The 13896-nt window shown below is 32.8% G+C and carries 17 protein-coding genes; 10 read left to right on the forward strand and 7 right to left on the reverse strand.

From position 1 onward, the window contains the following. Positions 1–127: 127 nt before the first annotated feature. Positions 128–448: a YbaB/EbfC family nucleoid-associated protein gene (locus tag C8C83_RS26665; RefSeq protein WP_065447922.1), complete on the forward strand. Its 321-nt coding sequence runs from the start codon at positions 128–130 to the stop codon at positions 446–448. 202 nt (positions 449–650) lie between these two features. On the opposite strand, the gene C8C83_RS26670 is transcribed toward C8C83_RS26665, so the two are convergent. Continuing rightward, positions 651–1670, reverse strand: coding sequence for a GntG family PLP-dependent aldolase (locus C8C83_RS26670; RefSeq protein WP_121325783.1), 1020 nt, complete (start codon positions 1668–1670; stop codon positions 651–653). A 528-nt stretch (positions 1671–2198) separates the two neighbouring features. Between C8C83_RS26670 and prfB the strand changes: the two genes are divergently transcribed. The 4 genes from prfB to lpxD all read left to right on the forward strand — a co-directional run bounded on the left by prfB (position 2199) and on the right by lpxD (position 5560). After that, a protein-coding gene (prfB, locus tag C8C83_RS26675) for a peptide chain release factor 2 (RefSeq protein ID WP_121325784.1) occupies positions 2199–3297 on the forward strand; the annotation gives its coding sequence in 2 pieces (ribosomal slippage) (positions 2199–2261 and positions 2263–3297; 1098 coding nt in all). Positions 3298–3383: 86 nt separating this feature from the next. Next, on the forward strand, positions 3384–3830 hold the full coding sequence (msrB, locus tag C8C83_RS26680) for a peptide-methionine (R)-S-oxide reductase MsrB (RefSeq protein ID WP_099711666.1): 447 nt from the start codon (positions 3384–3386) through the stop codon (positions 3828–3830). Between the two features lie 70 nt (positions 3831–3900). Beyond that, on the forward strand, positions 3901–4446 hold the full coding sequence (locus tag C8C83_RS26685) for a DUF1697 domain-containing protein (RefSeq protein WP_121325785.1): 546 nt from the start codon (positions 3901–3903) through the stop codon (positions 4444–4446). Between the two features lie 115 nt (positions 4447–4561). Then, a complete protein-coding gene (lpxD, locus tag C8C83_RS26690; RefSeq protein WP_121325786.1) occupies positions 4562–5560 on the forward strand; it encodes a UDP-3-O-(3-hydroxymyristoyl)glucosamine N-acyltransferase in 999 nt (332 codons plus the stop codon). A 56-nt stretch (positions 5561–5616) separates the two neighbouring features. On the opposite strand, the gene C8C83_RS26695 is transcribed toward lpxD, so the two are convergent. From C8C83_RS26695 to C8C83_RS26710, 4 genes are all read right to left on the reverse strand, one after another. Further along, positions 5617–5823 carry a hypothetical protein gene (locus C8C83_RS26695; RefSeq protein ID WP_121325787.1) on the reverse strand — a complete coding sequence of 69 codons (207 nt, stop codon included), beginning with the start codon at positions 5821–5823 and terminating at the stop codon, positions 5617–5619. 217 nt (positions 5824–6040) lie between these two features. Then, positions 6041–6352 carry a DUF3817 domain-containing protein gene (locus C8C83_RS26700; protein ID WP_121325788.1) on the reverse strand — a complete coding sequence of 104 codons (312 nt, stop codon included), beginning with the start codon at positions 6350–6352 and terminating at the stop codon, positions 6041–6043. Between the two features lie 5 nt (positions 6353–6357). Then, on the reverse strand, positions 6358–6612 hold the full coding sequence (locus tag C8C83_RS27435; protein WP_233565959.1) for a hypothetical protein: 255 nt from the start codon (positions 6610–6612) through the stop codon (positions 6358–6360). Positions 6613–6885: 273 nt separating this feature from the next. Then, complete coding sequence (locus C8C83_RS26710) at positions 6886–7476, reverse strand: TetR/AcrR family transcriptional regulator (RefSeq protein ID WP_121325790.1); 591 nt, start codon at positions 7474–7476, stop codon at positions 6886–6888. A gap of 167 nt (positions 7477–7643) precedes the next feature. On the opposite strand from C8C83_RS26710, the gene C8C83_RS26715 reads away from it, so the two are divergent. From C8C83_RS26715 to hemN, 5 genes are all read left to right on the forward strand, one after another. After that, positions 7644–9272 (forward strand): carboxyl transferase domain-containing protein, encoded by a 1629-nt coding sequence (locus C8C83_RS26715; protein WP_121325791.1) that lies wholly within the window; start codon positions 7644–7646, stop codon positions 9270–9272. A gap of 121 nt (positions 9273–9393) precedes the next feature. Further along, on the forward strand, positions 9394–9816 hold the full coding sequence (locus tag C8C83_RS26720; protein WP_121325792.1) for a DoxX family protein: 423 nt from the start codon (positions 9394–9396) through the stop codon (positions 9814–9816). Positions 9817–9936: 120 nt separating this feature from the next. Further along, positions 9937–10299: a hypothetical protein gene (locus C8C83_RS26725; protein ID WP_121325793.1), complete on the forward strand. Its 363-nt coding sequence runs from the start codon at positions 9937–9939 to the stop codon at positions 10297–10299. Between the two features lie 113 nt (positions 10300–10412). Further along, positions 10413–10889: a hypothetical protein gene (locus tag C8C83_RS26730; RefSeq protein ID WP_121325794.1), complete on the forward strand. Its 477-nt coding sequence runs from the start codon at positions 10413–10415 to the stop codon at positions 10887–10889. A gap of 119 nt (positions 10890–11008) precedes the next feature. After that, positions 11009–12373: an oxygen-independent coproporphyrinogen III oxidase gene (gene hemN, locus C8C83_RS26735; protein ID WP_121325795.1), complete on the forward strand. Its 1365-nt coding sequence runs from the start codon at positions 11009–11011 to the stop codon at positions 12371–12373. On the opposite strand, the gene C8C83_RS26740 is transcribed toward hemN, so the two are convergent. Both C8C83_RS26740 and C8C83_RS26745 read right to left on the reverse strand, forming a co-directional pair. Further along, a complete protein-coding gene (locus C8C83_RS26740) occupies positions 12370–13071 on the reverse strand; it encodes a sulfite exporter TauE/SafE family protein (RefSeq protein ID WP_121325796.1) in 702 nt (233 codons plus the stop codon). The genes hemN and C8C83_RS26740 overlap by 4 nt on opposite strands. 367 nt (positions 13072–13438) lie before the next feature. Next, on the reverse strand, positions 13439–13888 hold the full coding sequence (locus C8C83_RS26745; protein WP_121325797.1) for a FixH family protein: 450 nt from the start codon (positions 13886–13888) through the stop codon (positions 13439–13441). Positions 13889–13896 lie beyond the last annotated feature (8 nt).

The raw sequence follows: 13896 nt of genomic DNA on the forward strand, positions 1-13896 counted from the left end.
GTAAATTCGGAGTTGCAAAAATACTACAATCACAATAGAACGGAATTAATTTTTTCATAAAATATTCTATTGATATAATACAGCAATATACTAATTTTGTATGAAATAATTTAAAAATCAACAAAAAATGGATTTAATGGGAATGATGGGTAAACTTAAAGAAACCCAACAAAAAATTGAAGATACAAAAAAGCGTCTGGATACAGTTTTAATTGACGAACAAAGCGCTGATGGATTATTAAAAGTAACGCTTACCGCAAATAGAAAAGTAAAATCAATCTCTATCGACGACTCTTTACTGGAAGATAAAGAACAACTGGAAGATTACCTTGTAGTAACGCTAAACAAAGCAATAGAAAGAGCTACAAGCGTTAATGAGCAAGAACTTGATGCTGTTGCAAAAATGGATATGCCAATGATTCCAGGGATGGATAATTTGTTTAAATAAGGTTCAAAGGCTTAAAAAAGGTTTAGAGGGACAAAGGTTTTTTCGCTTAACGCATAAACTTTGAATTCTTCTCAATCAAAACAAAAAAAAAGAAAGACGCATTAAAAAAATGCGTCTTTCTTTTTTAAACTTTATAGCCTTGGACTTTTTTTTCAAAAACCTTTGTCCCTCTGAACCTTTGAACCTTCTTAAAACCTTCTTCCTAAAACTTCTGAAGCGTTTCAATTACATACGTATGCATTACTTCTTTATAATCTAAATGCGTTACGATTCTCAATTTATTATGTCCCATTGAACTTATTAAAATGTTCTTTAGTTTTAATTTTTCAATCAAAAGCTGATCGCTATAACCTTCGGCCAATGAGAAAATCAAAATATTGGTTTCAACTGGCTCAATATGAGACACCCAAGGTTTTGTGCTTAAAATTGCTGCAATTTCTTTGGCTCTTCTGTGATCTTCTGCAAGTCTTTCGATATTATTAGCCAAAGCAAACAATCCGGCTGCTGCCAAATATCCAACCTGACGCATTCCCCCACCTAATATCTTTCTGATTCTCAACGCTCTACGGATATCAGCTTTAGTTCCAAGTAAAATAGAACCAATTGGAGCACCTAATCCTTTTGACAAACAAACCGAAATTGTATCGAAAATCGCTCCAAATTCCTTCGGGTTTTGTCTCTTGGCAACCAATGCATTCCAAATTCTGGCTCCATCAAGATGAAACTTCAGATTATTTGCATCACAAACCTTCTTTATCTCTTTTAAATCATCTAATTCATAACAAGCTCCACCACCTTTATTTGTTGTATTTTCTACACATACTAAACTCGTTAAAGGACTGTGGTAAAACTCGGGATCATTAATCGCTGCTGCAACCTGAGCTGCATTTATCATTCCGCGATGTCCGTCTAACAAACAGCATGAAACGCCACTATTAAAAGAAACTCCTCCTCCTTCATAATGATAAACGTGTGCATATTTATCGGCAATTAATTGCTCTCCTGGCTGTGTATGTAATTTAATAGCGGTTTGGTTTGCCATAGTTCCTGACGGAAAAAAAAGTCCGGCTTCCATTCCAAAAAATTCAGCAACTTTAGTCTCCAATTCAATAACTGTAGGATCTTGCCTGTATACGTCATCGCCAACATGAGCGTTAAACATATACTGCAACATTTCGTATGTTGGTTTGGTAATGGTATCGCTAATTAAATTTATTTCCATATTCTAAAAAGTGTATCTTTTTTGTGCAGCAAAATTACGTATTACAAACAGTTATTCTTGGTAAGTTTTACTAAAATTTAACTTGTTACATACTATAAAACCAAATTAACGTAATATTTGCAAAAAACATATAAAACTAATATAATATTCTAAATCTGACTTATAATTTTAGAAACTATTTTACTTATTAAAATAATAAATCTATTTCACACATACACAATACTATAAACAATCATTGTCCGTGATAATTTTATAAGCAACATAATAACTTCTGATATTCTTAAACTAAATAACCTCTACACAAGTTGAATTTGCCTATGAAATCTATCCTATTATTCATCACTTAAACTTTTGAATATACTTTCTTATTCTGTTAAAATATTTTCAATATTCTGAAAACTATATCTTATTTTTGTACAACAAAATTACGTATTTACAAATCGTTCATTTTGATGAAGTTTGATCAAAATCCAGTTTTTAAACAATTACGTAATATTTACAAAAAACCTATAAAACCATTATTAATTTATGACAACTACCGAGCAAATAAAAGGTATTGTGGAGCGCCTTGGTGCGTTGAGGAGGTATCTTTGACGTTGATGCCAAGCTAATCGAAATTGCCAACGAAGAAGAAAAAACCTTCGCACCCGACTTTTGGAACAATGCAAAAGAAGCCGAAGTCATTGTAAAAAACCTTCGAAACAAGAAAAAATGGATCGAAGATTACAACAAAGCCATCGAACTTACAGATGAATTGCAACTGGCGTATGATTTCTATAAAGAAGGAGAACTTTCTGCAGAAGAATTAGACGAACATTACAACATTACACAAACTCATATCGAAAACATTGAGTTCAAAAACATGCTTTCTGACGAAGGTGACAGTTTAAGTGCCGTAGTGCAAATTACCGCCGGCGCCGGAGGAACTGAAAGTTGTGATTGGGCAGGAATGCTGATGCGTATGTATATGATGTGGGGCGAAAGTTATGGTTACAAAATAAAAGAACTGAACTTTCAGGCTGGCGAGGTTGCCGGAATCAAAACCGTTACACTCGAGTTTGAAGGTGATTATTCTTTTGGATATTTAAAAGGAGAAAATGGTGTACATCGTTTAGTCAGAATTTCTCCTTTTGATAGTAATGCCAAACGTCACACTTCATTTGCTTCTGTTTATGTTTATCCGCTTGTTGATGATAGTATCGAAATCGACATTAATCCTGCCGATATCGAAATTACAACTTCTCGTTCTAGTGGAGCCGGAGGACAAAACGTAAATAAGGTAGAGACCAAAGTACAATTAGTACACAAACCTACCGGAATTCAGATTCAGTGTTCTGAAACCAGATCCCAGCAAGACAACAGACAGCGTGCCATGCAAATGTTACGTTCACAATTGTATGAAATCGAATTGAAAAAACAACAAGCACAACGTGCCGATATTGAAGCCGGAAAAATGAAAATCGAATGGGGTTCGCAAATACGTAATTATGTAATGCAACCTTATAAATTAGTAAAAGACGTTCGCACAGGTTATGAAACCAGCGATGTTGATGGCGTTATGAACGGAAATATTGACCCATTTCTGAAAGCATTCCTGATGATGATGGGACAAAAAGAGGAAGAATAGTTATTAGTATTCAGTATTCGGTCGCAGTTTTCAGTAAACTGAGACTCAATACTGAGACTGTAAACCGTAAACTAAATAAAAAAGCTATGATCAAGTGGGCAGACATAATTCGTTATACAAATAAAGGAAATCCGGTTCCGGAGAAAAGAGTCGAGAAAACACCGGAAGAATGGAAACAGATCTTAACGCCTGAAGAATTTCAGGTAACACGCTTAAAAGGTACCGAAAGATCTTTTAGTTCTGAACTTTGCAGTTTGTTTGATCCGGGAATCTATGAATGTAAATGTTGTGGAACTTTGCTTTTTGATGCTTCAGAAAAGTTTGAATCAGGAACAGGCTGGCCCTCTTTTACACAACCTCTAAAAGAAAATGCAATCGCATATCATGCCGATAAATCATACGGAATGATTCGCGTTGAAGTTGTTTGCAATACTTGTGATGCGCATCTGGGACACGTTTTTCCTGATGGACCCGAGCCAAGTGGTTTGCGATATTGTATTAATGCTATTTCGTTATCCAAAATAACAGAATAAATATTTTAAAAGCGATTCCTTTTTTCAAAAGTGAATCGCTTTTTACATTTTAACCTAAGCTCAAAAAATAATGCAAACCTATATTGCTTTTCTGCGTGGCATAAATGTCAGTGGACAAAAACTTATTAAAATGGAAACTTTAAGATCCATATTAACAGAGCTTCCCATTGAAAAAATAAGCACTTATATTCAGAGCGGAAATATTATTTTTACTAGTAATCTTACTAATATTTCCGATTTAGAAAATCAGATCGCAAATAGTATCGAAAAACATTTTGGCTATCAGGTTCCTGTGTTAATTTTAACTCTTAAAGAATTACAAAAATGCGCTGAACAAAATCCATATTCTGATCATAATATAAATGATCCTGCACAGCCATATGTTACTTTTTTATCAAAAGAACCAGCAATTACAGATCTTGAGCTTTTTAAATCAATCGATTTCAGAGAAGATAAACACATAACAATCAACAAAGTAATGTATATCATCTATCCCAATCCAACAGGAAATTCAAAACTTACAAATAGCATAATCGAGAGCAAACTAAAAGTAAAAGCAACGACCAGAAACTGGAAAACAATTAATAAATTGATAGAATTAATGTTAATTTTGTAATATTAGGAGCATTATTTTAAACACTTTTTAACAAACACAAAAAAAATATTAGGTAATTAGAATCTAATTGATTTTATTTGGCAAAAATTAACCCTAAGTCAATTAAATTTACTCAATGAAATCCTATTCAATTCAAGAAATCAATGAAGTTATAAATGGCGTAATTTACGGCAATACTTCACAAAGCATTACTGCAACAGAGCAATTAGAAAAAGCTACAACTTCAGAAATTTCATTTATAGGAAACAAAAAATACGAAAAATTTTGGTCTGCTTCAAATGCAGCTGTTGCAGTAGTTAACGAAGATATTTCGATAGAACCAGGAGAAAATCGCGCTTTTATAAAAGTAAAAAATGCCGATTTAGCAATGTCTCAGATTTTGGCTCTTTTTGCCCCTCCTACTCCTTTATTTCACAATGACATTCACAGAACAGCTGTTGTAGATGAAACCGCAATTATTGGCGAAGGCGCAAGAATTGGTGCTGGTTGCTACATTGGACCAAAAGTTGAAATTGGTGCTTACACTACTATTTATCCAAACGTAACAATTCTGGACGAATGTACTATTGGTAAAAACACGATTATTTGGTCAGGAACAGTAGTTCGCGAACGTTGTCATATTGGTAACGATTGTATTATTCACCCTAATGCAACAATTGGAGCTGACGGTTTTGGATTTCGTCCTTGCAGCGAAAAAGGTTTGGTGAAAATTCCACAAATCGGAAATGTAATTATCGGAAACGGAGTTGAAATTGGTGCAAACACTTGTGTTGACCGAGGTAAATTTAGCTCAACAGTTCTGGGAGATGGTTGCAAAATTGATAATTTAGTTCAAATTGGACATAATAGTAAATTAGGTAAATTTTGTATTATGGCCGGAAACAGCGGTTTAGCAGGTTCTGTAACTTTAGGAAACGGAGTTATCATTGGCGGAAGCGCTTCTATAAAAGACCACACCACTATTGGCGACGGAGCTATTGTAGGTGCAGGTTCTGGTGTAGTTGGTGATGTTGCTGCTGGAAAAACAATGTTAGGATATCCTGCTGTTGAAGCTCGTGATGCTCTAAAACAATGGGCAATTCTAAAAAGAATGGTTTGCGATTCTAAAAAATAACAAAAGACCTTTAGATATATAAAAAAAACAGAAGCTAAGCTTCTGTTTTTTTTGTTTTATAACGCTTCACATTCAAAGCCAATCACTTTCATAAAGAAGATAACCTTCTCGATGATATTATCTTTACACTCAAATCGTAAAATATTATCACAATCTTCAAGATCAAAATTCCATTTCGAATTCGGAAACAACTGATCTAGTTTAGGTGTAATTTTCTTTATTTTCGATTCACTATCAACGTTTGTTTTAAATACTAAAACCATTATTTAATTCTTTATATTCATTTAACAATCCTAAATTATTTAACCGCAAAGCGCGCTAAGATTTTACATAATATACATAACAGAAAACACAAAGTTCGCAAAGCTTCATCGACACAAAGCTTTGCGAACTTTGTGTTTTTTATAAAACCCAGTAGGTTAAGAAAAACTTAGCGCACTTTGCGGTTAAAAAATCGCTGCTACAGATTTTAATTAATCTTTATCTGACCTCAATTTTACTTAAAATTCGGCGATCGATATAAAAAGTCCCAAACGGAATTATACACGCCAAAAGCACTTTCCATGTTGTGTCTTTAAATTTCCAGTTTTGCTCTACGCCTACACTTAAAGTATTAAAAACAAAAAGTAAAAACAGCGCACCATGAATCGTACCAACTGGTCTGGTTAAAAAAGGCTGTTCAAAAATATATTTTAAAGGCATTGCTATAAAAAGTAAAATCAATAAGGAGGTTCCTTCTAAAAAGCCAATAATTCGTAATCTTCCGGTATTTGTTTGCAGTAAATTTTTCATGATTTTTATCTATAATAAGGTCTGTTTGCTAAAGGTGAAAAAGGCCACGGAATGGCAATAAAAATAATCAGTAAGGCGATCGAAAACCAAAGTAACATAGTTTTAAACTTATCCTCATCAGCGGCTTTTCTTTTGGCTAAAGCTGAACCAATTGTGATTAAAACTATAGAAATCAGCATCAGGAAAATATGAAGTAATCCAAAAAAGGCAAATTCTTTATTCTGAATTCCTTCTTTGAAGTTTTTCCAAAAATATTTCACAATCGGATTTTGAACATAAATTAAAATCCAAAAAATTAATTGAATATGAGCGATGGTTGCAGTCCAATGTCTGACGGAATTGTCGGTTTTGGAGAAAGGTAAATGTAAAGAATAGCCTTTGTAAGCTCTAAAAATCGAGTATAACAAGCTTCCTAATACAAACCATCTGAGGATAGAATGGCAAAATAATAGCATATAATACATTGTTTTTTGATTATGACAATGCAAATATATCTAAAAACATACTAAGTAGTATGTTTTTGAAATGTAATTTTATTTTAAACTGTTGAGGTAATTCTTAAACTCCTTTAAATAACCAAAATAGCACGAATTATCATCTTGAAGTTTTCCAAAATTTCGAATTCCCCAATAGCCTGACATAATAAAATATGAGACTTGTTTTCCATTCACATCTTTCCTGATTAATCCGGATTTTTGTGCTTCAGAAACTGCTTTTTCTATCGTTTCCATCCATTGATTAACAAGAGAAGACAAAGCCTGACTAAATTGATTATTCCAAGGTGTCATTTCTTGTGTTAAATTTCCAACAGGACAACCATATTTTACCTGCAAAAAAGGATCTTCAAGAAGTAAATACGAAATCATATTATAAAAATCTTCCACTGGATTTCCTGAATTTTCAATTGGTCCTATAAAATTCTGAAGCATTGTAGGTTTCAAAATCTCTTCGATAATTGCAACTCCCATTTCGTCTTTCGTTTTAAAATGGTAATAAAACGCACCTTTTGTAACTTGTGTAGTCGCAATTATATCATCAATACTCGTTGTTTGATATCCTCTTGAATAAATTAATTCAAATGCTTTCTGCAAAATTGTAAGTCTTGTATTCGCCGCTTTTGACATAAAAAACACTAATTAGTATGAAAAAGCAAATTTAAGATAAAAAAAATGACATAATTCACTTTAGCCAATTAACATAGTAATCGCACTTTTTCAATTTATAAAATTATGTGGGTTTCAATTGATTTTGTAAATTAGCCAACACTATTTTGTAAAAACATCAATTTCTTATGGATTTAAACTTCAATAAAAACGAAGATCACAATAAACTATTACTTTCAGATTTAAAGCAAAAATTCGCTAAAGTAAAATTAGGCGGTGGCGAAAAACGTATTCAAAAACTACATGCCGAAGGTAAAATGACGGCGCGTGAGCGTATTGATTATTTATTGGATGAAAATTCAAAAAGCATAGAAATTGGAGGTTTCGTTGGCGAAGGAATGTATGCTGAACATGGCGGTTGTCCGTCAGGCGGAGTTGTTATCAAAATAGGTTACATAAAAGGAAAGCAATGTATTGTTGTTGCTAATGATGCAACCGTAAAAGCCGGAGCATGGTTTCCTATTACAGGAAAGAAAAACCTGCGTGCACAGGAAATTGCAATGGAAAACAGATTGCCAATTATCTATTTAGTCGATAGTGCCGGGGTTTATTTACCATTACAAGATGAAATTTTCCCTGATAAAGAACACTTCGGACGCATTTTCAGAAATAATGCCCAAATGAGCAGTATGGGAATTACTCAAATTGCAGCCGTTATGGGAAGTTGTGTTGCAGGTGGTGCCTATTTACCAATTATGAGCGATGAGGCTCTAATTGTAGATAAAACCGGAAGTATTTTCCTTGCCGGAAGTTATTTGGTAAAAGCTGCAATTGGAGAAACAATTGACAATGAAACATTAGGCGGAGCAACAACGCATTGTGAGATTTCAGGTGTAACTGATTATAAAGCAAAAGACGATAAAGATGCTTTAGATAAAATAAAAAATATTGTTGATAAAATTGGTGATTTTGATAAAGCTGGCTATAGCCGAATCAAGGCCGAAAAACCTGCTTTGGAACCAAAAGATATTTACGGAATCCTGCCAAAAGCCAGAAACGAGCAATATGATATGATGGAAATCATCAATCGTTTGGTTGATAATTCAGAATTTGAGGCTTATAAAGATGGTTATGGACAAACTATAATTACCGGTTATGCCAGAATCGATGGTTGGGCAGTTGGAATTGTTGCTAATCAACGAAAAGTAGTAAAAACCAAAAAAGGCGAAATGCAATTTGGTGGTGTAATCTACTCTGATAGCGCCGACAAAGCGACTCGTTTTATTGCGAATTGTAACCAAAAGAAAATTCCATTAGTATTTCTACAAGACGTTACAGGTTTCATGGTTGGATCTAAATCTGAACAAGGCGGAATCATTAAAGACGGCGCCAAAATGGTAAATGCCGTAAGTAATTCGGTTGTACCAAAATTTACTGTAATCGTGGGAAATTCATACGGAGCAGGAAACTACGCGATGTGTGGTAAAGCCTACGATCCAAGATTAATTTTTGCGTGGCCAAGTGCAGAACTTGCCGTTATGGGCGGAACTCAGGCTGCTAAAGTTTTGGCACAAATCGAAGCTTCATCGCTTAAAGCAAAAGGAGAAATCGTTGACGAAGCCAAAGAAACTGAGCTTTTCAACAAAATTAAAGCACGCTATGATGAGCAAACTTCACCGTATTATGCGGCTTCAAGATTATGGACAGATGCAATTATTGATCCTTTAGATACCAGAACATGGATTTCTATGGGAATTGAGGCTGCAAACCACGCTCCTATTCAAAAACCGTTTAATTTAGGTGTTATTCAAGTTTAGAATTCCGAAATATATCAAAATACGTTAAATAAAAAGCAAAAAACTTATTTTCAGGTACTTAAAAATAAATATATCATTAAAAATTAGTAACTTTATTTATAATTTTTAATCACGTAGTATCATGGAAAATGTAAAAAGTTTGAATAAATGGGCAAATGCGCACACTTATTTACCTGTAGATTTAGTACGTATTGTATTGGGTGTTTTTTTATTTATGAAAGGAGTTTCATTTGTAACAAACGTTCAATATCTGCATGATTTAATTTCTCCAATTGATAAATTCGGAGGCGGAATGTTTTTATTACATTATATCGCGCCGGCCCACATGATTGGAGGTATTATGATTGTTTTTGGGCTACTCACCCGATGGGCAATTGCAGCTCAACTACCAATACTTTTTGGGGCAATCCTAATAAATTTCATGGGACATATGCACTCCGAAAACCTAATGCTGGCAATTGTTGTTTTGTTAGTTTGTGTGTTTTTCTTGTTCTATGGAAGTGGAAAACGTTCAGCTGATTATTATTTCAAAATGCAACAATAACCTTATTTTATCCTCAATGGTATTAGTAAAATCTTGAGGATAAAATAATAACCTTACTTTTAAAGTTAATTAATTCTTTAAAATTTCTTTAATTGTCATTTATGAGTTAAATTCGCCAGCATGAATTGGATTCGTAAAACCGTTATTTTTGTATCACTTTTGATCATTGCCTTCTTTGCTTGTCAAGCAAACGAGTTGCCTGTGCAAAAAAGTGACTATCAAGAAACCGAAAATCAAAAAACGGACTCCAATTTCTCTATTGATTACTCAGATTCTTTGGCTTTTATTCAGCCGCAAACCAGTTATCAATTTGCAGCAAACTTAAAAACAAATCCATCTATTTTAAATAAATGGTTTGATACTGTATTAATGGTGATTCCACAGCATAAAGCGGTGAAATCGACATCAAACTTTGCAAATCAATTTCTGACTCAGAGCAAGAAAGTCTTACTTATGCTCTATCCTTTCCATTTTTTTTGGTAGACAAATACATGAAATTCTGACCAGAAGAATCTATTTCTTCTAAACTAAGTAAATTATTTTCTTTCTGAAAACAATTTATTATTTCATATTATTTATCAAATTTTAAAACAAAAATGGAAACAAGTGTAACCATAATTGGTCTCGTGATTGCTATCATAGTAGCCGTACCCGTTTATTTTTCTGCTCGATCGAGCGCTGCAAACAAATCAAAGATTTTAAATATAAAAAAGAAGTTTAATTCAACTCATCCTGAAGATTTTGATTTAACAGAATCTCAAAGCAACAAAACGCTTACAATAGATCAAAAAAACAGAAGATTTATTTTAATGAACTTCAATCCTAATCAGCAGGAATCAACTTATTTAGATTTAAAAAGTGTCTCTTCCTGTAAACTAATTTTAACTCATGATGGAAATTCAGATACAATTCTAAAAATTGATTTTGAATTTCAGGAAAAAGAAACCTCTAAAAAAATTACAATTCCATTCTATGATTTTGATGATGATCGCATCAAACAAATAAGCGCTTATCAGGATCATATGTTTGCTAAAAAATGGCTTAAAATCATCCAAGATTCTATTTCACGTTAGTTATTTAATTCAGAAAAGAGGCTCATTATGAGTCTCTTTTTTTTGTTAATTATATGACATTTGTCATTTTATGTCTTGCTCCTAAGCTCTAATTTTGAAAGACACAAAATCCGTCTTTTATGAAAATCTCACTGACCCAAAAATACAATGTTCCAGGTCCCAGATATACAAGCTATCCAACTGTTCCTTATTGGAATGAAACTAGTTTTACAACAGAAAAATGGATAGAATCTTTTCAAAAAGCATTCACAGAAAGTAATTCACAAAGCGGAATAAGTTTGTACATTCATTTACCATTCTGCGAAAGCATGTGTACTTTTTGCGGTTGCAATAAACGAATTACAAAAAATCATTCTGTAGAAGAAGAATATATAAAAGCTCTGCTTAAAGAATGGCGTTTATATTGCAATCTTTTACCCGAAAAACCAATTATAAAAGAAATACATTTAGGCGGTGGAACTCCAACTTTCTTTTCTACAAAGAACTTAGAACATCTTATAAACGGTATTTTTAGCCTGGCAAATAAGGCAGAAAACTACGAATTCAGTTTTGAAGGTCATCCAAATAATACTACTTACGAACAACTCAGAAAATTATACGATTTAGGCTTTCGCCGAGTAAGTTTTGGTGTTCAGGATTATTCCGAAAAAGTTCAGAAAGCAATACATAGAATTCAACCTTTTCATAATGTTGCTAAAGTAACTTTTTGGGCAAAAGAAATAGGTTATACTTCTATTGGACATGATATAATTTTTGGTTTACCTTTTCAAACCATTGAAGATGTTATCGATACAATCGAAAAAACAAACTCTCTTAAACCAGATCGTTTGGCATTTTACAGCTACGCTCATGTGCCATGGATAAAAGGAAATGGACAACGTGGTTTCAATGACGAAAACCTTCCAAAAGATGCCGAAAAGAGACAGCTTTATGAAGTTGGAAAACAATTGCTTTCTAAAAACGGCTATGACGAAATCGGAATGGATCATTTTGCCTTAGAATCAGATAGTCTACATAAAGCGACACAAAACAAAAAACTGCATAGAAACTTTATGGGCTATAGTGCTTCAAAAACACAACTAATGATTGGTTTAGGTGTTTCTTCTATAAGTGACAGTTGGTATAGTTTTGCTCAAAACACAAAAAATCTTGAAGATTATTATCAGTTATTAGAATGGGATAAACTTTCAATTGTTAAAGGTCATATTTTAGATAATGAAGATTTGATTATTCGAAAACATATCCTAAACTTAACTTGTGAGTTCGAAACTTCCTGGTCAGATGAAACACTTTATTTTGAAGAACTTCCAAGTGTTTTAATGGATTTAAGAGAAATAGAAAACGATCAATTAATAATAATCGAAGAAGGAAAAATTAAAATAACAGAAGCAGGGAAACCATTCGTTCGAAATATTTGTATGGCTTTTGATTTACATCTAAAAAGGAAATCACCGGAAACTAATTTGTTCTCAATGACGGTTTAATGACAATTAGGAGTTCCTTGTACAAACAAACTCATATTTGATGGGGAAATATAAGGAATTCCTAAACCTAGTCCTCTAAGGATAAATAACACTCCAATAATAACAGCAACGTAAGGGATTGCTTTTTGTATTTTGTTTCTAAACGGAAGTTTTATCAACGAATTAACATACACTACAATTGTCATCAATGGCATTGTTCCCAAACCAAATAATATCATATACAAAACTCCAAAACTGGCACTTTGCATCGCAATAGCGCCAAACAAAGCAACATATACCATTCCGCAAGGTAAAAAACCATTTAATAATCCAATTGTGAAAAAAGATTTATAAGTTTTCTTTTTAAATTGACTTCCTAAGCTTGATTTAATTTTTGAAATGATTTTATAAACTGGTTTTGAAAAATTATACTTCGCAAAAACTTTCTCTGGAATTAAAACCACAATTATCATTGCGACACCAATAAAAATTGACATTTTCTGCTGTACTCCAGCCAGAAAAAAGCCTCTTCCTAATAAACCAAAAATCAAACCTATTGTTGCATAAGCAGTCAAACGACCTAAATGATAGGTTATAATTTGAGTTACTCTCTTAGCTTCATTTTGTCTATCTACCGGTAACATCATAGCAATTGGTCCACACATTCCAATACAGTGCAAACTACTAATTAAACCTAATATAAAAGCTGAGTATAACATTTTCTATATTTTTTTTCTTTTTGCCACAGATTAATTGGATTAAAAATGATTGTTTTTTTATTCCAATTAAATATCAAATTATACGGTGTAATCCCTACGGGACATTTTTTTTATGCAATTTTTTTTCTACCGATATACAACTCCTAACGGAGTATATTCTCCAGAGATTAAAACATTTTAAAGAATTGCTCCATTTATAAACGTTAACATAGTATATCTCGTAGAGATTACAGGTCGGTAAAAAAGAATCATAAAATGGGCTTTTGTCCCGTAGGGACAATACAATCCAATGCAACATTAAACGCTTCTCTATAAAAATCTGTGCAAATCATTTAATCTGTGGCAAAAAAAATATAATTATCCTTCATTAATTCACATAAATCACTTCTTTCGAAAGATATTTTGTTCCATTATATTCCCATTCCATATTAACATCCCAACGACCTTTAATCAACTTCTTTTGCGGAATAAGCAAAGCTGAATTGGTCAAAGCAATTTGGGTATCAAAATCAAACTTCTTGTTTGATGGTCTGTACAATAAAACATTTCCTTTTACTTTATCATTTTCAAAAGTTGCAGGAAAAGCTATTTTGATACCATTTTCAGTATAAGTAATAGATGGTTTCTGCTGTAAATCGTGAGCATTTTGAATTCGCGCCATTTCATCCTGAAAATGAGAATCATGTTTGTAATATTCTTCAACAACTAAGTCGTTGTCGTACTTACTATTTGATTGTACTTCAAAAACAAAATATAAAATAAAAGTCATAAACAATGCAAATGCAATGACAATACCGGTTCCCCAATTTATTTTCATCTTCGTAT

This window comes from Flavobacterium sp. 90 (genome assembly GCF_004339525.1).
GTDB lineage: Bacteria > Bacteroidota > Bacteroidia > Flavobacteriales > Flavobacteriaceae > Flavobacterium.